Below are 21,761 nucleotides of genomic sequence, written 5' to 3'. Positions count from 1 at the left end.
GAAAGAGAAAGGGGGGGGGGGGGGCCTCCCGAGGGAAACGGGGGGCCCCCCCGCTCCCAGTTGACCCAGCTCGGAGCCTCAGCCCCGGGCGTCAGCCGTGCGTCCCGCTCAGACCTCGACGACCACCGGCAGGATCATCGGCCTGCGCCGGTAGTTGTCGGAGACCCACTTGCCCAGCACCCGGCGGATGAGCTGCTGGAGCTGGTGCGGCTCGACCACGCCGTCCTGGGCCGAGCGTTCCAGGACCTCGTTGATCTTCGGCAGGACCTCCGCGAAGGCGCCGTCCTCGATGCCGGAGCCGCGGGCCTGGATGTGCGGCCCCCCGGTGATCTTGCCGCTGGAGGCGTCCATGACCACGAAAACCGAGATGATGCCCTCGTCGCCGAGGATCTTGCGGTCCTTCAGCGCCGGTTCGCCGACGCCGCCGACGGAGAGTCCGTCGACGTAGACGTATCCCGCCTGGACCTTGCCGGAGATCTTCGCCTTGCCCTCGATGAGGTCGACGGCGATGCCGTCCTCGGCGATGACGATGCGGTCGTGCGGGACGCCGGTGAGGGCGCCGAGTTCGGCGTTGGCGCGCAGGTGGCGCCATTCGCCGTGGACCGGCATCAGATTCTTCGGGCGGCAGATGTTGTAGAAGTACAGCAGCTCGCCGGCCGAGGCGTGGCCCGAGACGTGGACCTTGGCGTTGCCCTTGTGGACGACGTTGGCGCCCCAGCGGGTGAGGCCGTTGATCACGCGGTAGACCGCGTTCTCGTTGCCGGGGATCAGGGACGACGCGAGGATGACGGTGTCGCCCTCGACGATGCGGATCTGGTGGTCCCGGTTGGCCATGCGCGACAGCGCCGCCATCGGTTCGCCCTGGGAGCCCGTGCAGACCAGGACGACCTCGTGGTCGGGCAGGTCGTCGAGGGTCTTGACGTCGACGACCAGGCCCGGCGGGACCTTGAGGTAGCCGAGGTCGCGGGCGATGCCCATGTTGCGGACCATGGAGCGGCCGACGAAGGCGACCCGGCGGCCGTACTCGTGGGCGGCGTCCAGGATCTGCTGGATGCGGTGCACGTGGCTGGCGAAGCTGGCCACGATGATGCGCTTGCGGGCCCCGGCGAAGACCTGGCGCAGGACGTTGGAGATCTCCCGCTCGGGCGGGACGAAGCCCGGGACCTCGGCGTTCGTGGAGTCGGCGAGGAGCAGGTCGATGCCCTCCTCGCTGAGCCGCGCGAAGGCGTGCAGGTCGGTGAGGCGGTTGTCCAGCGGGAGCTGGTCCATCTTGAAGTCGCCGGTGTGCACGACCATGCCGGCCGGGGTGCGGATGGCGACGGCCAGCGCGTCCGGGATGGAGTGGTTGACGGCGATGAACTCGCAGTCGAAGGGGCCGATGCGCTCCCGGCCGCCCTCCGCCACTTCCAGGATGTACGGCCGGATGCGGTGTTCCTGGAGCTTGGCCTCGATGAGGGCGAGGGTCAGCTTGGAGCCGATCAGCGGGATGTCCGGCTTCTCCTTGAGGAGGAAGGGGACGCCGCCGATGTGGTCCTCGTGGCCGTGGGTCAGGACGATGCCCTCGATGTCGTCGAGGCGGTCCCGGATGGACGAGAAGTCCGGCAGGATCAGATCGATTCCGGGCTGCTCCTCCTCGGGGAAGAGCACTCCGCAGTCGACGATCAGAAGACGGCCGCCGTACTCGAAGACCGTCATGTTCCGGCCGATCTCGCCGAGGCCGCCGAGCGGGGTGACCCGCAGACCGCCTGCGGGGAGCGGCGGGGGCGCGCTCAGTTGGGGATGCGGATGACTCAAAAGACTCTCCTCACCACGACACGCCACGTACCGGCAGGCACGTGGCGCGTGTGACGTTCGTGCAGAAACAGTTGTTGTCGAGGACGACGGGCGCTTCGGGCCCGTTGCCGTTGATATTCAGTTGTGAAGTCCGGTGTCAGAGCTGTACCCCGCCCGCGGCAAGATCGATCTTGAGCTGGGCGGTCTCTTCGGGGGTGCACTCGACCATGGGGGGCCGCAGGGGTCCGGCGGGCAGTCCCTGGAGGGCGAGGGCGGCCTTGGTGGTCATGACGCCCTGGGTGCGGAAGACGCCCGTGAAGACGGGGAGCAGCTTCTGGTGGATCTCGGTCGCCTTGCGTACGTCCCCGGCGGTGAACGCCTCGACGAGGGCGCGCAGTTCGGGGGTGACGAGGTGGCCGACGACGGAGACGAAGCCGACGGCGCCGATCGAGAGCAGCGGGAGGTTCAGCATGTCGTCACCGGAGTACCAGGCGAGCGGGGAGCGCGCGATGGTCCAGCTAGCGGCGGCGAGGTCGCCCTTGGCGTCCTTGTTGGCGACGATCCTGGGGTGCTCGGCGAGCCTGACCAGGGTGTCCGTGCTGATGGCGACGCCGCTGCGGCCGGGGATGTCGTAGAGCATGACCGGCAGGCCGCTGGCGTCGGCCACGGTGGTGAAGTGGCGGTACAGGCCCTCTTGCGGGGGCTTGTTGTAGTACGGGGTGACGACGAGGAGGCCGTGGGCGCCGGTCTTCTCGGCGGCCTGGGCCAGTTCGGCGCTGTGGCGGGTGTCGTTGGTGCCGACGCCCGCGATGACGTGGGCGCGGTCGCCGACGGCCTCCAGGACGGCTCGTACCAGGTCCGTTTTCTCCGCGTCCGTGGTGGTGGGGGACTCGCCGGTGGTCCCGTTGACGACCAGGCCGTCGTTGCCGGCGTCGACCAGGTGGGTCGCGAGGCGCTGGGCGCCGTCCAGGTCGAGCGCGCCGTCCGCCGTGAACGGCGTGACCATGGCGGTGAGGACCCTCCCGAAGGGGGTCTGCGGAGTGGAGGTCAAAGCCATGGGTTACACGCTACTCGGTGTGCATCGCACGGTCTGCCCTCGGGGCGCCGAAAAGTCCTGACAAAGGTGGAGCCCGGCACTGCCTGCTCGGGGGTTCAAGCAGTGCCGGGTCCGTTTGATCAGGCTAGATGAACTTCTATAAAAGCCGCAATACGGACACTTCGCTTGGCTGATCCGCACATCTGTGCCCGGAGCGCGCGCTACGGCGCCACGCGCCCGTTGGCGTTGAAGGCGGCGTACGTCAGCGGCATGAGCTTCGCCCACTCCGCCTCCATCCGCTCGCCGACCATCTCGATCTCCCGCTGCGGGAAGGACGGCACCTTCGCCAGCTCGTGCTGGGTGCGCAGCCCCAGGAAGTGCATCAGCGAACGGGCGTTGCAGGTCGCGTACATGGACGAGAACAGGCCGACCGGCAGCACCGCGCGGGCGACCTCGCGGGCGACGCCTTGGGCGAGCATCTCCTGGTAGGCCCGGTAGGACTCCTGGTACGACTGCTCCATCGCCCGGCTCACCGTCTCGTGCTGCTCCGGGGTGCCCTCGGCGAAGACGTACTTGCCGGGGCGGCCCTGCTGGACCAGCTTGCGGGAGGCGCCGGGGACGTAGAAGACGGGCTCCAGCTCCCGGTAGCGGCCCGACTCCTCGTTGTAGGACCAGCCCACCCGGTGCCGCATGAACTCGCGGAAGACGAAGATCGGGGCGCTGATGAAGAAGGTCATCGAGTTGTGCTCGAAGGGGCTGCCGTGCCGGTCGCGCATCAGGTAGTTGATGAGCCCCTTGGAACGCTCCGGGTCCTTGTTCAGCTCGTCCAGGGACTGCTCGCCGGCCGTGGAGACACGGGCGGCGAAGAGGACGTCGGAGTCGGTCGCGGTGTGCTTGATCAGCTCTACGGTGACGTCGTCGCGCAGTTCGATCTTGAAATCTTCTTCAGGGGTCACGTGGGTCCACTTTACGGGCACCTTTTGCCGGTTCCGTTCGTCTTACCCGGTGACGGCAGTCTGTTCGACACCCAGAAGGAGCCGCCCCTATGTTTCGCCGGCGTGAGCCTGTCCCCTTCGCCTTTCTCGCCGAGGCCGACCGCTTCCGCAGCAACGTCGCCCCGCCGCCGCGAGAACGGGCGTCGAAGGGCGAGATAGCCGGGCGGTGGCTGCTGGGGACGACGATCGTGGCGGCGCTCGTGGGCTCGCTGGTGCTCGGGATGCCGGCGCTGTCGCTGGACCACTCCCGGCCGGCCCAGCAGTCGCAGGCCTCCGAGGTGACAGCGGGCCGCTGACCCGCCCCGCCGAGTGGAGCGCGGGGACACGGGCGGTTAACCTCACCGGGCACAGCCCAAGTTAAGGATCAAGTGAGGAACCGCCGTGCCCCTGCCTTTCCTGACGGCCGACCGCACCTTCGAGGCCGTGGACGAGGGTCCGCTGCCGCACGACGACCGGGAGCGGTGGCGGCGGCCGTACCGGCCCGGGCCCTGGCGGGTCGGGGTGGCCGCGGTGTGGCTGCTGCTCGCCTCGTTCGTGCTCCTCGCCGCGGTGGTCATCGCGTTCACCGGCGGGATCGGTGAGTCCGCCGCCGTCTTCGTGACCGCGCTGCTCGTCATCGCGGGCGCGCTGCGGCTGCTGCGGGTGGGGGTGTGGGTGAGTGCCGGGGGGCTGCGGCACGTCGGGTTCTTCGCCACGCGGACGGTGCCGTGGGCGGAGGTCGACGCGGTGCGGACGGTCCAGCAGCCGGTGCGCTGGCTGGGGCTGCCGCGGACCGTGCAGGGCCAGGCGGTGCTGCTGGTCCGGCAGGGGGCGCCGACGCCGGTGCTGACCTCGCACAACGCCGACTTCCTGGGGCGGGCAACCGCGTTCGACCGGGCCGCGGACACGCTGGAGGCGTGGGCCGCCGAGAGCCGCTGAGGGCTACTGCGCGGCCCGGCCGTCGTGCAGCGCTATCGCCCGCTGCATCGCCTTCCTCGCCCTCGGGGTGTCCCGCGCGTCGTGGTACGCCACCGCGAGCCGGAACCATGACCGCCAGTCCCCCGGCGCCGCCTCCGTCTCCGCCTTCCGCCTCGCGAAGACCTCGTCGGCCGAGTCGCGGTCGATACGGCCGGACGGGGTGCGTTTCAGCTCGTCCACCGGGAGGGCGCCCTCCGCCTCCAGCTTCGCCGCCAGGGCGTTGGCCTTGCGGACGAACTGCGTGTTCTTCCAGAGGAACCAGACGCCGATGACGGGCAGGATCAGAACGGCCACACCGAAGGTGACCGTCAGGAGCGTGCCGGTCTGGATGAGCATGACGCCGCGGCTGCCGACCAGGACGAAGTAGAAGACGAGGACGGCGGCGGTGACGGCGTAGGACAGCTTGGCGCGCATCAGCCCAGGTCCAGGAAGTTTTCCAGGCCGAAGGTGAGACCGGGGGCGCTCACCACGCGGCGGGCGCCCAGCAGGATGCCCGGCATGAAGCTGCTGTGGTGCAGGGAGTCGTGCCGGATCGTGAGGGTCTCGCCCTCGCCGCCGAGCAGGACCTCCTGGTGGGCGAGTAGACCGCGCAGCCGGACGGAGTGGACGGGAACGCCGTCGACGTCCGCGCCCCGGGCGCCGTCGAGGGCGGTGACCGTGGCGTCCGGCGCCTGCGGAGTGCCGGCGGCGGCGCGGGCCTCGGCGATCAGCTGGGCGGTACGGGTGGCCGTACCGCTCGGGGCGTCGGCCTTGTTCGGGTGGTGCAGCTCGATGACCTCGACGGACTCGAAGTAGGGGGCGGCGAGCTGGGCGAACTTCATGGTGAGGACGGCGCCGACGGAGAAGTTGGGCGCGATGAGGACGCCGGTCTCCGGGGAGCCGGCCAGCCAGGTCCGCAGCTGCGCGAGGCGCTCGTCGGTCCAGCCCGTCGTACCCACGACGGCGTGGATGCCGTGCCGTACGCAGTAGTCGAGGTTGCCCATGACCGAGGCGGGGGTGGTGAGTTCGACGGCGACCTGGGCGCCGGTGTCGGCGAGGGTCTCCAGGCGGTCGCCGCGGGAGAGGGCGGCGACCAGCTCCATGTCCTCGGCCGACTCGACGGCCTTGACCGCCTCGGCGCCGATACGGCCCTTCGCGCCGAGGACCGCCACGCGCAGCTTGCTCATCTTCTTGTTTCCTTACCGGGGTGGGTGCACAGGATGCTCAGGCGACGGCGTCGCGCAGCCGGGCCGCCTGTTTGTCCTTGAGCGGGCCGATGACCGACAGCGACGGGCGCCGGCCCAGGATGTCGCGGGCCACCTCACGGACCTCGTCCGGGGTCACGGACGCTATCCGGGTCAGCATGTCGTCGACCGACATCTGGCCGCCCCAGCACAGCTCGCTCTTGCCGATGCGGTTCATCAGCGCGCCGGTGTCCTCCAGGCCGAGGACGGTGGAGCCGCGCAGCTGGCCGATGGCGCGGGCGATCTCGTCGTCGGTGAGCCCGTCGCGGGCGACCTGGTCGAGTTCGTCGCGGCAGATCTTCAGCACGTCGTGGACCTGCGAGGGCCGACAGCCCGCGTACACGCCGAACAGGCCGCAGTCGGCGAAGCCGGAGGTGTACGAGTAGACGCTGTACGCAAGTCCCCGCTTCTCGCGGACCTCCTGGAAGAGGCGGGAGGACATGCCGCCGCCGAGGGCGGTGTTGAGGACGCCGAGGGCCCAGCGGCGCTCGTCGGTGCGGGCGAGGCCCGGCATGCCGAGGACGACATGGGCCTGCTCGGTCTTGCGGTCGACGAGTTCGACGCGGCCCGCGGTGCGCAGCGTGCGCTTGCCCTCGCGCGGCGCGAAGGGCATCGCGTCGAGCTTCTTGAGGGCGCCCGCCTGCTCGAAGGCCGCGCGAACCTGTCGTACGACCTTGTGGTGGTCGATGTTGCCGGCGGCGGCCACGACCAGGTGGGTGGGGTCGTAGTGCTTCTTGTAGAAGCGGCGGATGCGGTCGGCGGTGAGGGCGTTGACGGTGTCGACCGTGCCGAGGACCGGGCGGCCCAGGGCGTTGTCGCCGAACATCGTGTGCGCGAAGAGGTCGTGGACGCAGTCGCCCGGGTCGTCCTCGGTCATCGCGATCTCTTCGAGGATCGCGCCGCGTTCGACGTCGACGTCCTCCTCTCGGATCAGGGAGCCGGTCAGCATGTCGCAGACGACGTCGATGGCCAGCGGCAGGTCGGTGTCGAGCACGCGCGCGTAGTAGCACGTGTACTCCTTCGCCGTGAAGGCGTTCATCTCGCCGCCGACCGCGTCGAGCGCGGAGGAGATGTCGAGGGCGGACCTGCGGGCGGTGCCCTTGAAGAGGAGGTGCTCCAGGTAGTGGGTGGCGCCGTTGAGGGCCGGGGTCTCGTCGCGGGAGCCGACGTGGGCCCAGATGCCGAAGGTCGCGGAGCGGACCGAGGGGAGCGTCTCGGTGACGATGCGCAGGCCGCCGGGGAGGGTGGTCTTGCGGACCGTGCCGATGCCGTTCTCGCCCTTGATCAGGGTTTGGGTACGGGCGACGGCCCGCGCCTCCGAGGAGGTGCGGGCCGTCGCCTGGGAGCTACTCGACGTCACTTGTCGGAGTCGTCCTTCTTGTCTTCGGTGGCGTCTTCGCCCTCGATCACGGGGATCAGGGAGAGCTTGCCGCGGGAGTCGATCTCGGCGATCTCGACCTGGACCTTCTGGCCCACCCCGAGGACGTCCTCGACGTTCTCCACGCGCTTGCCGCCGGCGAGCTTGCGGATCTGCGAGATGTGCAGCAGGCCGTCCTTGCCGGGCAGCAGGGAGACGAAGGCGCCGAACGTCGTCGTCTTCACGACCGTACCCAGGTAGCGCTCGCCGACCTCGGGCATCGTCGGGTTGGCGATGCTGTTGATCGTGGTGCGGGCGGCCTCGGCGGAGGGGCCGTCGGCGGCACCGATGTAGATCGTGCCGTCGTCCTCGATGGTGATCTCGGCGCCGGTGTCCTCCTGGATCTGGTTGATCATCTTGCCCTTGGGGCCGATGACCTCGCCGATCTTGTCCACGGGGATCTTGACGGTGATGATCCGCGGGGCGTTGGGGGACATCTCGTCCGGCGTGTCGATCGCTTCCATCATCACGTCGAGGATGTGGAGGCGGGCGTCACGGGCCTGCTTGAGGGCGGCGGCCAGGACGGAGGCGGGGATGCCGTCGAGCTTCGTGTCGAGCTGGAGGGCCGTCACGAACTCCTTGGTGCCGGCGACCTTGAAGTCCATGTCGCCGAAGGCGTCCTCCGCACCGAGGATGTCGGTGAGGGTGACGTAGTGCGTCTCGCCGTCGATCTCCTGGGAGATCAGGCCCATCGCGATGCCGGCGACCGGGGCCTTCAGCGGGACACCCGCGTTGAGCAGCGACATCGTGGACGCGCAGACCGAGCCCATGGACGTCGAGCCGTTGGAGCTGAGCGCCTCGGAGACCTGGCGGATCGCGTAGGGGAACTCCTCGCGGGTCGGCAGGACCGGGACGAGGGCGCGCTCGGCGAGGGCGCCGTGGCCGATCTCGCGGCGCTTGGGGGAGCCGACGCGGCCGGTCTCGCCGGTGGAGTACGGCGGGAAGTTGTAGTTGTGCATGTAGCGCTTGCGGGTCACCGGGGAGAGCGTGTCCAGCTGCTGCTCCATGCGGAGCATGTTCAGCGTGGTGACACCCAGGATCTGGGTCTCGCCGCGCTCGAACACCGCGGAGCCGTGCACCCGCGGGATGGCCTCGACCTCGGCGGCGAGGGTACGGATGTCCGTGAGCCCGCGGCCGTCGATCCGCTTCTTCTCCTTGATCACGCGCTCGCGGACGAGCTGCTTGGTCAGGGAGCGGTAGGCGGCGGAGATCTCCTTCTCGCGGCCCTCGAACTGCGGGAGCAGCTTCTCGGCGGCGAGACCCTTGACGCGGTCCAGCTCGGCCTCGCGCTCCTGCTTGCCGGCGATGGTGAGCGCGGCGGCCAGCTCGCCCTTGACGGCGGCCGTGAGGGCCTCCAGGACGTCGTCCTGGTAGTCGAGGAAGATGGGGAACTCGGCGGTCGGCTTGGCGGCCTTCGCGGCGAGGTCGGCCTGGGCCTTGCACAGGACCTTGATGAAGGGCTTCGCGGCTTCGAGACCGGCGGCGACGACCTCCTCGGTGGGGGCCTCGACACCGCCCTTGACCAGCTGGATGGTCTTCTCGGTGGCCTCGGCCTCGACCATCATGATCGCGACGTCGCCGTCCTCCAGCGTGCGGCCCGCGACGACCATGTCGAAGACGGCGTCCTCGAGCTCGCTGTGCGTCGGGAAGGCGACCCACTGGCCGTTGATCAGCGCGACGCGGACGCCGCCGATCGGGCCGGAGAAGGGCAGACCGGCCAGCTGCGTGGACGCGGAGGCGGCGTTGATGGCCACGACGTCGTACAGGTGGTCGGGGTTGAGCGCCATGATCGTGGCCACGACCTGGATCTCGTTGCGCAGGCCCTTCTTGAAGGACGGGCGCAGCGGGCGGTCGATCAGGCGGCAGGTGAGGATCGCGTCCTCGGAGGGGCGGCCCTCGCGGCGGAAGAAGCTGCCGGGGATCTTGCCGGCGGCGTACATCCGCTCCTCGACGTCCACCGTGAGGGGGAAGAAGTCGAGCTGGTCCTTGGGGTTCTTCGAGGCGGTGGTGGCCGACAGCACCATGGTGTCGTCGTCCAGGTAGGCCACGGCCGAGCCGGCGGCCTGCTTGGCGAGGCGGCCCGTCTCGAAGCGGATGGTGCGGGTACCGAAAGCGCCGTTGTCGATGACGGCCTCGGCGTAGTGGGCTTCGTTCTCCACTAGCGTGTTCTCCGTTACTTTGTCTGCTTGTCGTCTTTCGTCCCTGCGCTGCCCGTGTGGCAGGGGGACTGGGCGGAGAAGCGCGCCGTTGCGGTGCGGGCCGGTCTTCGATCGAAGCACCCGGGGTTCGCTTCCCCCCGAGCGCCACTACCGAGGACCGGCGGCGGCGTGGTGCGCCTCTCCTGTACTTACTGCACAGCTTCACATCTTGTCGTGCTTGTGTCGTCCGTATTGCGTTGTGCTACCACAGTACAAAGCAGCACTGACACTCCGCACGTTTCCGTACGTCCGGCCGCTGACCGTCCGGACAAATATCTGCCTGCATACGGCAAAGGAGCGGCTCCCGATCGTTTCGGGAACCGCTCCCTCGAAGGCGTCTTACTTGGCGCCGCCGGCCGCACCGCGGCGGATGCCCAGGCGGTCGACCAGCGTACGGAAGCGCTGGATGTCCTTCTTGGCCAGGTACTGGAGCAGGCGGCGGCGCTGGCCGACGAGGATCAGCAGACCACGGCGGGAGTGGTGGTCGTGCTTGTGGGTCTTGAGGTGCTCGGTCAGGTCCGAGATACGGCGGGAGAGCATGGCGACCTGGACCTCGGGGGAGCCGGTGTCGCCCTCCTTCTGGCCGAACTCGGCGATGATCTGCTTCTTCGTGGCGGTGTCGAGCGACACGGTTGCTCCTCGTTGGTAGACGCCCAGGAGTACCCCCGGTCTGCTTCTCGGGGGAGGTGGATGACTCACCAGGCTGCGCGGCTGTCGTCGTAGGCGGCCCGGAATCCTTGCGGATCGGGCACAAGCACACAGACAACCGACCGCAAGGCTACCAGGGCGGCGCGGCGGCCTTGACCAGGAGGCGCACTCGGGGACCACTCGAACGAGTGAGCGTGACGGAACCCCGTGCGGGCGGAATGCTCGCAAGTAGGGTAGCCGTACAGCTCGTTTGAGTTATCGGAAAGCTTCGAGGGAAGGAACCGGGAGCCGCCATATGGCCGAGACCGAGACCGAAGAAGAGCGCAAGGCACGCAAGGACCGGGAACGGGACGAGCTGTACGCGCTCGACATCTCCGGCGTCGAGTGGCACTGCGCGCCGGGCACCGAGCAGGACGAGGAGCGCGTCGAGATCGCGTACCTCCCGGACGGCGCCGTGGCGATGCGGTCCTCGCTCGACCACGGCACCGTGCTGCGCTACACGGAGGCGGAGTGGACCGCGTTCGTGCTGGGGGCGCGGGACGGGGAGTTCGATCTGGAGCCGGCGGTGCGGGAGGGGGAGGGTGCGGCGGAGGCTGAGAAGGCTTAGCTCTCCGGGAGGCCTCTCCGGGAAGCCCAGTTAGGGGATCGGGGAGGCCTGGTCCGGGGCCGGGGAGGCCTGGCCCGGGGGCCGGGGAGGCTTCGCCGGGAGGCTTGAGCAGCTCGCAAGAGCGGGCTCCGCTTCCCCGGGGCCGCCCGGCTCCGGTGGGCGGCGTGCGGGCCCTGTGTGGATAGCGTGCCCGCGCGGTGGTGAGGTGGGGACCCGTGCGCCGGGTTCCCACCTCTTTGCGTCCGCGGCGATACGCGCGCTGTGTGGTGATACGCCCCGCGCGCGGGGCGGGCGGTGGCCGAGCTGTGACGTGTTGTGCGGCTGCTCGGGGGTGGACGGGCCTGCCGGGGCGGGGGTTCGGGTGATTAGGCTGGGAACGGGCGCGACGAAAACCCGTGGACGGGCCGGTTGCGGCCCAGGGGAGAGTCGGCCCCAGGGGGAGAGTCAGATCGGACCGCCGTGTGCGCGCTGCTCCGGCCCGCCCTCGTCGCCGACCGACATGAACGAGACGACTTGGTCGCCCCGGCAGGGTTCAGAGGGTGTCCGACCACAGCAGGAGGAACTGTGAGCAGCGATCGGGACGGGATGCGCGGGGGCTGGCCGACGCCTGGCAACCAGCCCGACGCGGAGTCCGCCAACGATATGACGGGCGAGTTCACCATCGACTACGCGCCGCCGGCTTGGTACACGCCGAATGCGGGGGTGGTGGAGGAGGGTGAGGAGGAGCGGGGGGAGAACGCGGCGCAGCCGCCCGCTGCGACTCCGGCTCCGGCACAGGGGCAGCCTCCGACTCCGGGTACGCCTCAGATTCCGGGCGCGGCTCCGGCTGCGGGCCAAGGTCAGCCGCTGGCTCCGGGTACGCCTCAGATTCCGGGCGCGGCTCCGGCTCCGATCCAGCCTTCGGTTCCGGGGCAGGTGCAGCCTCCGGGTCCAGGGCGGGGGCAGGGACAGCCTCTGGCTTCGGCTCTGGGACAGGTTCAGCCTTCAGTTCCGGGGCGGGGGCAGGGACAGCCTCCGGCTCAGGGGCAGGGGCAGCCTCCGGCTTTGAGGTCGGCTTACGCTCCCGGATCGGCTTCGGTTCCGGGGCCGGCTCAGGCTCATATTCCCGGCTCGGGTCCGGGTACGGCTTCGACCGCCGGGGGGGCTGTCGGAGGGCCTGGGGTCGGCGATCCTGCCGGGGGTCCCGGGGGGCTTGCGGTGCCGGGGAGTCCTGAGCGGCCTTTGGTGTACGAGGGTCCTGGGGGCGGTGTGCAGGGGAGGCCTCCTGTCGTTCCGGGGGCTGTTCCTCCTGGGGTGCCCGGGGGGCCGGGAGGTTCCGGAGTTTCGGGTCCTGGTGCTCCTGGTGCTCCTGGTGCTCCTGGTGCTCCTGGTGCTCCTGGTGCTCCTGGTGCCGGTGTACAGGGAGTTCCGTCTGTCGCGCCGGGGGGTGTTCCCTCTGGGGTGCCCGGGGGTCCGGGAGGGCCCGGGGTTCCGGGGTATGGCATTCCCGATGCTCCTGGTGCCGGCGTGTCCGGTTCCGTTCCTGGGGGGCCGACTGCTTCTTCCGTGTCCGGTTCTGTCCCTGGGGGGCCCGGGGTTTCGGCGGGGCCTTCCGTACCGGGCTCTGTTCCTGAGGTTCCTGGGGGGCCCGGGGTTCCGGGCCCTGGTGCTCCCGGCGTTCCCGGTCCCGGCGTGTCCGGTTCCGTTCCCGGAGGGCCGACCGCTCCTTCCGTACCCGGTCCTGTCCCGGGGGTTCCCGGGGTTCCGGGCTCTGGCGCTCCCAGCGTTCCCGGAGGTCCGGCCGCCCCCTCCGTACCCGGCCCTGTCCCCGGGGTTCCCGGCGCGACCGGGGTTCCGGGCTCGCCCTCCGTGTCGGCGCCCGGTGTGCCCTCCGTACCGGCTTCCGTTCCCGGTGTTCCGGCTGCGCCCCCTACGGCGGAGGCCGGCGTGGGTGCGCCCCCTGTTCCGGCCGCGCCCATCGCTCCCGCTCCCATCCCTCCGGCCCCGCCCATCGCCACCCCGTCCACTCCCCCCGCTCCCGTCGCCCCTCAAGCGCCGCTCGCTCCCCTGTCCTCCGAAACTCCGCGCACGCCCACTCCCCCGGCACCAGCGACGGCCCCCGACTCCCCCGCCATGCCCAAGCTCCCCGAAGGCTTCGAGGCGCAGCAAGCCGAGGAGTCCGGCTCCGCCGAGGAGTCCGACGGTGAGACAGCCGGTGCCGACCAAGACGCCGGCGCCGACAAGGCCGTAACGCAGACCGAACCCCCCGCCGAGGAAACGGAAGCCCCGCAGCCCGACGGCGAGTCCGAGGAGCCCGCGTCCGCCGAGGCGCCCGAGTCCCTCGACGCCGCACCGGAGACCGAGGCCGCAGAAGCTCCCGGTACCTCCTGGACGCTTCAGCCCCCGCAGGGCACCGTCCCCCCGCTGCCCCCGACGTACGAGCCCGCCGCGCGCAACCCTGCCCCGCAGCAGCCCGCAGCGGAAGGCCAGCCCGCGTACGGCTTCCCGCAAGGCCCCCCGGCCACAGCACCGGGCCAGCCCACACCCCCCGCTCCTCCGGCCCCCGAGGCTCAGCCCGGCTACGGCTTCTCTCAGCCTCCGGCGCCCGAAGGCCACCCCGGATACGGCTTCCCCCAGGGGACCCCGGACGCACCGGGCCAGCCCACACCCCCGACTCCCGAAGCCCAGCCGGGCTACGGCTTCCCCCAGCCCCCCGCGCCCGAAGGCCACCCCGGATACGGCTTCCCCCAAGGACCCCCAGCCGCACAAGGCCAGCCCACACCCCCGGCACCCGCAGCCCAGCCGGGCTACGGCTTCCCCCAGGAACCTCTTCCCGCAGCGCAGGGCCACCCCGCACCCCCTGCTGCCGCACACCCCCAGCCCACTCCCCCAGCCCCCGGCGCCCAGCCCTCGCACGGCTACGGCTTCCCCCAACCCCCCGCACCCGACGGGCAGCCGGGGTACGGATTCCCCCAGCCCCCGCAGCCCGCGTACGGCTTCCCCCAGCAGCCCCCGGCCGCACCGGGCCAGCCCACACCCCCGGCCCCCGAAGCCCCGCCCAGCTACGGCTTCCCCCAAGGACCCCCTCCCGCGGCGCAGGGCCACCCCACTCCCCCAGCCCCCAACGCCCACCCGAACTACGGTTTCCCCCAACCCCCCGCCCCCGGCGGCCAGCCCGGATACGGGTTCCCTCAAGGAACCACGCAGCCCCAGCCCGGAGCCCCCGCCCCCAACACCCCTCCCCCCGACCCCCGCGCAGCCATGGCCTGGCCCCAGCCCGTGCAGCACGATCACCGGCAGCCGGTGAACCCCGCCGCCGCCCCCCTCGGATACACCGCCGCCGTCGAGCTGTCCTCCGACCGGCTGCTCAACAACAAGAAGCAGAAGGCCAAGAGCAGCCGGCCGGGCAGTGGTGGGCGGTTCAAGCTGGGGGGGAAGAAGGAAGAGGCCGAGCGGCAGCGGAAGCTGGAGCTCATCCGGACGCCGGTGTTGTCCTGTTATCGGATCGCCGTCATCAGTCTTAAGGGGGGCGTGGGGAAGACGACCACCACCACCGCCCTCGGCTCCACCCTCGCCACCGAACGCCAGGACAAGATCCTCGCGATCGACGCCAACCCGGACGCGGGAACGCTCGGCCGCCGGGTGCGGCGGGAGACGGGGGCGACGATCCGCGACCTCGTCCAGGCGATCCCGTACCTCAACTCGTACATGGACATCCGCCGGTTCACCTCGCAGGCGCCGTCGGGTCTGGAGATCATCGCCAACGACGTCGACCCGGCCGTCTCCACGACGTTCAACGACGAGGACTACCGGCGGGCGATAGAGATCCTGGGCAAGCAGTACCCGATCATCCTCACGGACTCCGGCACGGGCCTGCTGTACAGCGCGATGCGCGGGGTGCTGGACCTCGCCGATCAGCTGATCATCATCTCGACGCCGTCCGTGGACGGTGCCTCCAGCGCGAGCACGACCCTGGACTGGCTCTCGGCGCACGGGTACTCGGACCTGGTCTCCCGGTCCCTGACGGTGATCTCCGGAGTCCGCGAGACCGGCAAGATGATCAAGGTGGAGGACATCGTCTCCCACTTCGAGACCCGCTGCCGGGGCGTCATCGTCGTCCCCTTCGACGAGCATCTGTCGGCCGGCGCCGAGGTCGACCTCGACATGATGCGCCCGAAGGTGCGCGAGGCGTACTTCGAGCTGGCGTCGATGGTCGCGGAGGACTTCGTGCGGCATCAGCAGTCGCACGGCCTGTGGACCTCCGACGGCAACCCGCCGCCGGTCGCGGCCCCGCCGATGCCCGGTTACCAGGGCCAGCCGCAGCAGCCTTACCCCTACCCGGGACAGCAGCCGTACCCCGGCCAGCCCTACCCCCCGCAGGGGTACCCGCCTCAGCAGTAGCGGCCCTACGACGACGGGGGCGCCCGGTGCTCGAAAGCACCGGGCGCCCCCGTCGTCGTCAGCCCAACTACTCAGCCGCCGCGATCAGTTCACGGCAGCGTTTGACGTCCTGGCCCATCTGTTCCAGCAGCGCTTCCAAGGAGTCGAACCTGGCCTGGCCGCGGACGTAGGCGAGGAAGTCGACGCAGACGTGCAGGCCGTACAGGTCGAGGCCGACGCGGTCGATGGCGTACGCCTCCACCGTGCGTTCGGTGCCGTCGAACTGGGGGTTCGTGCCGACCGAGATCGCGGCCGGCATGATCTCGCCGGCCGCGTGCAGCCAGCCCGCGTAGACGCCGTCGGCGGGGATCGCGGTGTGCGGGAGGGTCTCGACGTTGGCCGTGGGGAAGCCGAGTTCACGGCCGCGCTGGGCGCCGCGTACGACGATGCCCTCGACGCGGTGCGGGCGGCCCAGGATCTCGGCGGCGCCCGCGACGTCGCCCTCGGCGACGAGGCGGCGGGTCAGGGTCGAGGAGAACGGCTGTCCGCCGCCGGCCTCCCCGCTGACGTACAGGTCGACGACCTCGACGTCGAAGTCGTACACCGCGCCCTGTTCGGTCAGGAACTCCACGTTGCCCGCGGCCTTGTGGCCGAAGCGGAAGTTGGGGCCCTCGACGACCGCCCGCGCGTGCAGCTTGTCGACCAGGACCTTGACGACGAACTCGGCCGGGGACAGCTTCGAGAACTCGGTGGTGAACGGCAGCACCAGCACCGCGTCCACGCCCAGCTTGGCCATGAGTTCGGCGCGGCGGTGGTGCGGGGCCAGCAGCGGCGGGTGGCTGCCGGGGCGGACGACCTCGCTGGGGTGCGGGTCGAAGGTGACGACGACCGCCGGGACACCCAACTCGCGGGCGCGGTCCACCGCGTGCCGGACGATCAGCTGGTGGCCCCGGTGGACGCCGTCGTAGGAACCGATGGTGACGACGCTGCGCCCCCAGTCCTGGGGGATGTCCGCCAAGCCACGCCAGCGCTGCACTGTGACCGCTCCTCGAAACGTAACCAAAACCCTCAAGTTCTCGCGCAGGTCTAAGGGTGCCATGTCCACGGGTCCGTGCCCTCATCGGCATGGGAGCTGTGACCTGGCGCACGTGATCAGGCGGGGGTCCTGATGCCCGAGAGGTTCTCGATCATGCGGCGGGTGCTGGGGCCGACGACCGCCGCCCACTCCTCCGGCGCCTCGCTGAGCCAGCCCGCCACCCGCGCGGCGAACCCGGGGACGTGCCGGCCCAGGTCGACCAGGCCCCGGTCGAAGCGGGTCGCGCCGTCCGGGGTGCGGACCAGGAGCCGGCCGGTGCGGTGGATCAGGTCGCGCGCCGCGCACGGGTGGCTGGCCGCCGCGTGCAGGAGGGCGGCGAGTACGGCCGGGTCGTGCTCGTGCGTCAGCAGGAACTCGCGCAGTTCCGTGCGCAGGGGGCCGTCGTCCGGGACCGCCAGGACCGCCGCCAGCGCCGAGCGGACCGGTTCGGGGGCCGAGGTCAGCAGCGCGGTCACCAAGGGGTGCAGGACCGGCCGCGCCGTCTGGCCCTGGTCCAGGCGGCGGGCCACATAGCCCGCGACCGCCGTCGCCGACTCCGGGCGGCGCTCGACCGTCTCCCTCACCAGCACCGCGATCCTGCGCGCCAGTTGGGGCAGGGTGACCTCCGCGAGGGCGCGCAGCGCCGGGGCCGGGTCGGGGCGGGCCAGGCGGGTCGCGAAGGCGTCCAGGACCTGGTCGGTGTGGGTGGTGAGGGCCGGGAGGAGGGCCGTGGGCGGGAGGTGCGGGTCGGCCTCCGTCAGGGCGTGCAGGGCCCGGGGAAGGTGCGGGGCGCGGGTGCGGGGGTCCTGGATCAGCAGGCCCAGGGCGCCCGCGTGGTCGGGGGTGTCGGCCAGGAGGGCTTCGGCGGCGTAGCGGATGAGGGCGCGGTCGGCTTCGGTGCGCAGGTGGGGGGCGGCTTTCAGGCCGTACGTGACCGCCGCGACCCTGCGGGCCGGGCGGGGGTCCCTGGCCCAGCGGTCCACCGCGCGGCACAGCGCCGAGGGTTCCTCCTCGGCGAGGGTTTCGAGGAGTTCGTCCGCCCTGAGGTGGGCGCAGTCGACCAGGGCTTCCGTGAGGTCGTCCAGGGCCAGGCGGCGGTGGGTGTGCAGGAGGGCCTGGGCGGCGGTGGCGACCGTCGCGTCGGGGGCCCAGGGGAGGGGGCGGTCGTCCTCGAACCAGTCCGTGAGGTGGGGCTGTACTTCCGTGGGGTGGGCGGCCAGGAGATCGGAGGCGGCCTGGAGGTAGGTGCGGTCGGCGCGCAGGAGGGTTCGGAGGAGGGTGAGGAGGGTGGGGGTGGGGAGGGGGAGGGTGGTCCAGAAGGTGGGGGGCAGGGGGTGCGGGGGGATTTCCGTCGCCTGGGCGTGGGCCACCGTGTGGGCCGCCAGTACGTGCAGGACCTCCTCGTACGGGGTCGCGTCCGGGACTCTGTTCAGGGTTTCCCTCAGGAGGTGGGCCGGCCACCATGCCGTGGGGTCGGTGATCAGTGCCCTGGTCAGGTGGGTCAGGTGGATCGCCAGGCGGGGCTCTCCCTGTTGGCGGGCCACCAGGAGGAGGGCCTGGACCACCGGGCCGATCCTGTGGTGCGGGACCGGGACCGTGTGGGTTCTGCGTTTGTGGACCAGCGCGTGCAGGGCCTCGTCCAGGTCCAGGTGCATGCCCTGGATCCAGTCGGCCAGTTCCTCGTGGGCGAAGCGGTAGCCCGTGCCGGCCGGGACCAGCAGGCCCTCCGTCAGGACCGCCGACGCCCAGCCCGTTCCGCCGCCCAGGCGGGGTGGGGACTGGCCCCAGGGGAACACCGCCTCGAACGACTCTCTGTCCAGTTCGCCTTGGCCTGGGCCCAGGCTGCGGCGGGCCGCCTCGTGGATCTGGCCGGAGACTCTTGCGGTGAGGCGGCGGACCGCTGTGCCTCGTACGCCGTTCTCTGCGGCCAGGCGGACTGCGATGCGCAGGCACATGAGGTCCAGGTAGGCGGTGAAGATGTCGTCCGTGGTGGCTCGGGTGGGGGGTGGGGTGTCGGGGAGGGCTGTGCGGAGGTCTGCGAGGAGGCGGAGGGTGAGGGGGTGGTGGGCTGCGGTGGGGGTGAGGGCGGTGTCGGGGATGGCGTAGCGGGTGCGGGCCTCTGCTGCTTCTGTGGGGGTCAGGTCGGTGACGGGTACGTGTGGGGGGAGGATTTCGCCCCCGCCGCCCCTACCCTTCCCGTCCTTTGAAGGGGCTGCCGCCCCTTCGACCCCGCCCGGCCCTGAACGGGCCTTGTCCTCAAACTCCCCCAAGCTCTTCGAGCAGGGAGGTGCCCCCAGACGGGCTGAGTTGTACAGAAGCTCCCTCGGGAATGCCCTCCCCGCACTCTCCCAATACTCCGCCCTGCACGCCAGTACCAACCTCGTCCCCGTCTCCCCCAGCCATTTCGCCGTTTCCTGCGTCCATGCCGACAGGGCGTGGGACAGCAGCGGGGGCATTTCCTCCGGGGCGTCCAGGAGGACGTACAGGGGGCGGGGGGTTCTTGTTGTCAGGGACTTCGGGGTTGTCTGGTCCGGAGTTGGCGGGGTGGTGCGCGGAGTTGAGGCGGTGATGATTCTTGCCGAGTGGCGTAGGGCCCTTGCCGTCGCTTCCTCGATCGAGGTGTCGTCCGCCCTGAGGTCCGCTCCTCGTAGCCAGAGGGTGGGGGACAGGTGGCGGGTCGTCGCCAGGGATGCCAGAGCCGTCGTGCGGCCCGTTCCTGGGGGACCTACCAAGGCCAGGACCGTTTTTTCGCCTGCCTCGAACTCCCTGAACTCCCTTGTCAGGGAAGGGCGTTCCACCGGGTCCAGCAGGGGTGGGGCTGACGAGGTCGCCGTCAGTTCCAGGATGCCCGCCAGGTTGAGGTCGTCGCCGTACGCGGGGACCGTCTCGGCGTTGCGGGTCAGGACGTCCGCCAGGGCCGGGCTGCGGTCGGCCGCCCAGCGGAGGGGGACCGCGAAGCCGATGTCGCGGAGGTCGGCGCGCAGGGCGGTGCCGAGGACCGCCACGACCGTGCCGGTGCCGGCGTCCACGACCGGGCCGCCGGCCGCTCCCCCGCCCAGGCGCAGCGCGTCGCTGCCGGAGGTGCCGATCGCCAGCTCCAGGGCGCCGTCGAGCTGGTGGAAGCCGCCGGTGGCGGTGTAGGTCGCCGAGGTGGTCGTGAGGACGCGGGCCTCGCGCCAGCGGCCGGCGGCGAGGCGGACGTAGGTGCCGGTGCCGACCTCGGGGCGGACCGTCACGGGGAGGGGGTGGGTGGCCAGGCCCTCCGTGCGGACCAGGGCGAGGTCCAGTTCGGGGAGGGGGGTGACGGCGTCGGCGGGGACGACGCAGCTGTGGTCGCCGGTGCCGTACAGGACGACTCTGGGGAGGCCGTCGACCGCTTCGTGGCTGGTGATGACCGTGCCCTGGTGGTCGGCCATGAAGCCGGTGCCGCGCGGGCGGCCCGCGAGGTCGCGGATGCGGATCAGGGCCTCGTCCAGATGGGCGGGCGGCGCCTGGGTCCCCTCGGGCCGCGCCTGCCGCCGTCCTCCCATCGCCGTACCTCCCACGTGCCCCGACCGTACGTTCCGACGGTAGGCGCGTGGTGATCAGCAGGACAGGGCGTACGGCGAACGCGCCCCCTCACGCTCCCTCGGTTCACTCCGAGCGCCCGCCCGGACGGGTGAACAGCAGGGGGATCGCTCCATGGAGAAAGCTTTCGGGGAAGCCGGCCGGCCGGCTTCCCCGAAAGCTCTCCGAGCGGCCTTACGCGAAGACCGCGAGGCTCTTCGCCTTCCCCTTCTGCTCCTCCACCAGCGCCAGGAAGCGGCCCTGCGGATCGAACACCGCCACCGCTCCGGCGCCCGCGTACACCTCGGGCATGTCCAGCCGGACCCCGTTCAGCAGCAGCCGCGCGCGCTTGACGTCGACGTCCCAGCGCGGGAAGGCCGCCGCCGCCGCGTCCGCGACCGGCATGACCGTCAGCTCCTCCTGGAGCTGGTCCAGCGTGCGGGCCGTGTCGAGCTTGTACGGGCCGACCCGGGTGCGGCGCAGGGCCGTGAGGTGGCCGCCGACGCCGAGGTCGGCGCCGAGGTCGCGGGCGAGGGCCCGGATGTAGGTGCCGGAGGAGCAGACGACCGAGACGACGAGGTCGAGCACGGGGGTGGCGTCCTCGGCGACGGCGTCGCGGACGTCGTACACGGTGAACGACGAGATGCGCACCGGGCGGGCCGGGATCTCGAAGTCCTCGCCCTCGCGGGCCCGCTTGTAGGAGCGGACGCCGTCGATCTTGATGGCGCTGACCTTGGAGGGGACCTGCATGATGTCGCCGGTGAGCTTGGCGACGCCCTCGGTGACCTGTTCGCGGGTGATCGCGGAGGCGTCCTTGGCGGACGTGATGTCGCCCTCGGCGTCGTCGGTCACCGTGGACTGGCCCAGGCGGATGGTGCCCAGGTACTCCTTCTCGGTGAGGGCGAGGTGGCCGAGGAGCTTGGTGGCCTTCTCGACGCCGAGGACGAGGACGCCGGTGGCCATGGGGTCGAGGGTGCCGGCGTGGCCGACGCGGCGGGTGCGGGCGATGCCGCGCATCTTGGCGACCACGTCGTGCGAGGTGAAGCCCGACGGCTTGTCGACGATGACGAGGCCGTCGGGCGGAGGGGTGGGGCGGTTCATTCGGCGGCGCTGTCCGTCTCGTCGTCAGGCTTCTTGTACGGGTCGGCGCCGCCCGCGTAGTCGGCGCCGGCGGAGGCCTCGCGGACCTTCTCGTCGGACAGCCGCGCCTTGTCGAGGAGGTCTTCGATGGTGCGGGCGTTGTCGGGGAGGGCGTCCGCGACGAAGGTCAGGGTCGGGGTGAACTTCGTCCCGGCCGCGCGGCCCACCTCGGAGCGCAGGATGCCCTTGGCGCTCTCCAGTCCGGCCGCCGCCTCGGCGCGCTCCTCGTCGCCGCCGTACACCGTGTAGAAGACGGTCGCCTCCCGCAGGTCGCCGGTGACTCTGGCGTCCGTGATGGTGACGTGCGTACCGAGCCTCGGGTCCTTGATCCCGCGCTGGAGCTTCTGGGCCACCACCTCTCGGATGAGGTCCGCAAGCCTTTTGGCGCGCGCGTTGTCGGCCACTGGTCCGTCTCCCGTCTTTCCTGTCTTGGTTCTTGGGTCAGTCGTCGTCGCCGTGCAGCCGCCGCCGTACGGACAGCAGCTCCACCTCCGGGCGGCCGGCGACCAGCCGTTCGCACCGGTCGAGCACGTCGCTGAGGTGGGCCGTGTCGCCGGACACCAGGGCGAGCCCGATACCGGCCCGCCGGTGGAGCTCCATATGGTCCACCTCGGCCGCGCTCACCGCGAACTTGCGCTGGAGCTCGGCGACGATCGGGCGGACGACGGAGCGCTTCTCCTTCAGCGAATGGACATCGCCGAGAAGCAGGTCGAAGGACAGCGTCCCCACGTACATGTACAGCCGGTTGACCCGCCGGTACGGGCTCGGTGACCCCGTCCGCCGGGCG

At 71.1% G+C, this 21,761-nt stretch carries 17 protein-coding genes and 1 pseudogene; 5 read left to right on the top strand and 13 right to left on the bottom strand.

Annotated elements, in window-relative coordinates; translation table 11 throughout:
* Positions 1 to 108 precede the first annotated feature (108 nt).
* From ACYUD3_RS34915 to thyX, 3 genes are all read right to left on the bottom strand, one after another.
* A complete protein-coding gene (locus ACYUD3_RS34915) occupies positions 109 to 1,794 on the bottom strand; it encodes a ribonuclease J (RefSeq protein ID WP_470979234.1) in 1,686 nt (561 codons plus the stop codon).
* 136 nt (positions 1,795 to 1,930) lie between these two features.
* Positions 1,931 to 2,830, bottom strand: a complete 900-nt coding sequence (dapA, locus tag ACYUD3_RS34910; protein WP_470979231.1) for a 4-hydroxy-tetrahydrodipicolinate synthase — start codon at positions 2,828 to 2,830, stop codon at positions 1,931 to 1,933.
* Between the two features lie 200 nt (positions 2,831 to 3,030).
* Positions 3,031 to 3,765 carry an FAD-dependent thymidylate synthase gene (thyX, locus tag ACYUD3_RS34905; RefSeq protein WP_470979229.1) on the bottom strand — a complete coding sequence of 245 codons (735 nt, stop codon included), beginning with the start codon at positions 3,763 to 3,765 and terminating at the stop codon, positions 3,031 to 3,033.
* Between the two features lie 89 nt (positions 3,766 to 3,854).
* Here thyX and ACYUD3_RS34900 point away from each other — a divergent pair, with 89 nt between their 5' ends.
* Positions 3,855 to 4,100 (top strand): hypothetical protein, encoded by a 246-nt coding sequence (locus ACYUD3_RS34900; protein WP_470979226.1) that lies wholly within the window; start codon positions 3,855 to 3,857, stop codon positions 4,098 to 4,100.
* A gap of 85 nt (positions 4,101 to 4,185) precedes the next feature.
* A complete protein-coding gene (locus ACYUD3_RS34895; RefSeq protein ID WP_470979223.1) occupies positions 4,186 to 4,722 on the top strand; it encodes a PH domain-containing protein in 537 nt (178 codons plus the stop codon).
* A gap of 3 nt (positions 4,723 to 4,725) precedes the next feature.
* Here the strand turns inward: ACYUD3_RS34895 and ACYUD3_RS34890 are convergent, their stop codons facing one another.
* From ACYUD3_RS34890 to rpsO, 5 genes are all read right to left on the bottom strand, one after another.
* Positions 4,726 to 5,175: a tetratricopeptide repeat protein gene (locus ACYUD3_RS34890; protein WP_470979220.1), complete on the bottom strand. Its 450-nt coding sequence runs from the start codon at positions 5,173 to 5,175 to the stop codon at positions 4,726 to 4,728.
* Positions 5,175 to 5,927 (bottom strand): 4-hydroxy-tetrahydrodipicolinate reductase, encoded by a 753-nt coding sequence (dapB, locus tag ACYUD3_RS34885; RefSeq protein WP_470979217.1) that lies wholly within the window; start codon positions 5,925 to 5,927, stop codon positions 5,175 to 5,177. The genes ACYUD3_RS34890 and dapB overlap by 1 nt, the downstream gene beginning before the upstream one ends.
* A 37-nt stretch (positions 5,928 to 5,964) precedes the next feature.
* Positions 5,965 to 7,344 (bottom strand): M16 family metallopeptidase, encoded by a 1,380-nt coding sequence (locus ACYUD3_RS34880; protein ID WP_470979214.1) that lies wholly within the window; start codon positions 7,342 to 7,344, stop codon positions 5,965 to 5,967.
* Positions 7,341 to 9,560, bottom strand: coding sequence for a polyribonucleotide nucleotidyltransferase (locus tag ACYUD3_RS34875; protein ID WP_470979211.1), 2,220 nt, complete (start codon positions 9,558 to 9,560; stop codon positions 7,341 to 7,343). Before ACYUD3_RS34875 ends, ACYUD3_RS34880 begins: the two co-directional genes overlap by 4 nt.
* A gap of 378 nt (positions 9,561 to 9,938) precedes the next feature.
* On the bottom strand, positions 9,939 to 10,229 hold the full coding sequence (rpsO, locus tag ACYUD3_RS34870; protein WP_470979208.1) for a 30S ribosomal protein S15: 291 nt from the start codon (positions 10,227 to 10,229) through the stop codon (positions 9,939 to 9,941).
* 313 nt (positions 10,230 to 10,542) lie between these two features.
* Here rpsO and ACYUD3_RS34865 point away from each other — a divergent pair, with 313 nt between their 5' ends.
* The 3 genes and pseudogenes from ACYUD3_RS34865 to ACYUD3_RS34855 all read left to right on the top strand — a co-directional run bounded on the left by ACYUD3_RS34865 (position 10,543) and on the right by ACYUD3_RS34855 (position 15,234).
* Positions 10,543 to 10,854, top strand: coding sequence for a DUF397 domain-containing protein (locus ACYUD3_RS34865; protein ID WP_470979206.1), 312 nt, complete (start codon positions 10,543 to 10,545; stop codon positions 10,852 to 10,854).
* A gap of 585 nt (positions 10,855 to 11,439) precedes the next feature.
* Positions 11,440 to 11,493 (top strand): annotated as a pseudogene (locus ACYUD3_RS34860) (hypothetical protein); the annotation flags it as partial.
* 1,473 nt (positions 11,494 to 12,966) lie between these two features.
* Entirely contained in the window at positions 12,967 to 15,234 is a 2,268-nt protein-coding gene (locus tag ACYUD3_RS34855; protein ID WP_470979245.1) for a MinD/ParA family ATP-binding protein, read from the top strand.
* 67 nt (positions 15,235 to 15,301) lie between these two features.
* On the opposite strand, the gene ACYUD3_RS34850 is transcribed toward ACYUD3_RS34855, so the two are convergent.
* From ACYUD3_RS34850 to ACYUD3_RS34830, 5 genes are all read right to left on the bottom strand, one after another.
* Positions 15,302 to 16,249 carry a bifunctional riboflavin kinase/FAD synthetase gene (locus tag ACYUD3_RS34850; RefSeq protein ID WP_470979203.1) on the bottom strand — a complete coding sequence of 316 codons (948 nt, stop codon included), beginning with the start codon at positions 16,247 to 16,249 and terminating at the stop codon, positions 15,302 to 15,304.
* Between the two features lie 116 nt (positions 16,250 to 16,365).
* The gene (locus tag ACYUD3_RS34845) at positions 16,366 to 19,818 is read right to left on the bottom strand and encodes a trypsin-like peptidase domain-containing protein (protein WP_470979199.1); all 3,453 of its coding nucleotides are present in this window, start codon (positions 19,816 to 19,818) and stop codon (positions 16,366 to 16,368) included.
* Between the two features lie 211 nt (positions 19,819 to 20,029).
* On the bottom strand, positions 20,030 to 20,935 hold the full coding sequence (gene truB, locus ACYUD3_RS34840; protein ID WP_470979196.1) for a tRNA pseudouridine(55) synthase TruB: 906 nt from the start codon (positions 20,933 to 20,935) through the stop codon (positions 20,030 to 20,032).
* The gene (gene rbfA / locus ACYUD3_RS34835; RefSeq protein ID WP_470979193.1) at positions 20,932 to 21,378 is read right to left on the bottom strand and encodes a 30S ribosome-binding factor RbfA; all 447 of its coding nucleotides are present in this window, start codon (positions 21,376 to 21,378) and stop codon (positions 20,932 to 20,934) included. The genes truB and rbfA overlap by 4 nt, the downstream gene beginning before the upstream one ends.
* 37 nt (positions 21,379 to 21,415) lie before the next feature.
* Positions 21,416 to 21,709, bottom strand: a complete 294-nt coding sequence (locus ACYUD3_RS34830) for a DUF503 domain-containing protein (protein ID WP_470979190.1) — start codon at positions 21,707 to 21,709, stop codon at positions 21,416 to 21,418.
* Between the last annotated feature and the right edge of the window lie 52 nt (positions 21,710 to 21,761).

It is taken from the genome of Streptomyces sp. AMJ-169 (assembly GCF_055597585.1).
The sequence above is the reverse complement of the archived record's forward strand: the minus strand, read 5'-3'. Positions and strand labels throughout refer to the sequence as shown.

What these genes read in the sequence shown, in the direction of transcription:
- ACYUD3_RS34830 (WP_470979190.1), bottom strand. Translation starts at nt 21,709, where the DNA reads ATGTACGTGGGGACGCTGTCCTTCGACCTGCTTCTCGGCGATGTCCAT.
- ACYUD3_RS34845 (WP_470979199.1), bottom strand. Translation starts at nt 19,818, where the DNA reads ATGGGAGGACGGCGGCAGGCGCGGCCCGAGGGGACCCAGGCGCCGCCC.
- ACYUD3_RS34890 (WP_470979220.1), bottom strand. Translation starts at nt 5,175, where the DNA reads ATGCGCGCCAAGCTGTCCTACGCCGTCACCGCCGCCGTCCTCGTCTTC.
- ACYUD3_RS34855 (WP_470979245.1), top strand. Translation starts at nt 12,967, where the DNA reads ATGCCCAAGCTCCCCGAAGGCTTCGAGGCGCAGCAAGCCGAGGAGTCC.
- ACYUD3_RS34900 (WP_470979226.1), top strand. Translation starts at nt 3,855, where the DNA reads ATGTTTCGCCGGCGTGAGCCTGTCCCCTTCGCCTTTCTCGCCGAGGCC.
- truB (WP_470979196.1), bottom strand. Translation starts at nt 20,935, where the DNA reads ATGAACCGCCCCACCCCTCCGCCCGACGGCCTCGTCATCGTCGACAAG.
- dapB (WP_470979217.1), bottom strand. Translation starts at nt 5,927, where the DNA reads ATGAGCAAGCTGCGCGTGGCGGTCCTCGGCGCGAAGGGCCGTATCGGC.
- ACYUD3_RS34865 (WP_470979206.1), top strand. Translation starts at nt 10,543, where the DNA reads ATGGCCGAGACCGAGACCGAAGAAGAGCGCAAGGCACGCAAGGACCGG.
- dapA (WP_470979231.1), bottom strand. Translation starts at nt 2,830, where the DNA reads ATGGCTTTGACCTCCACTCCGCAGACCCCCTTCGGGAGGGTCCTCACC.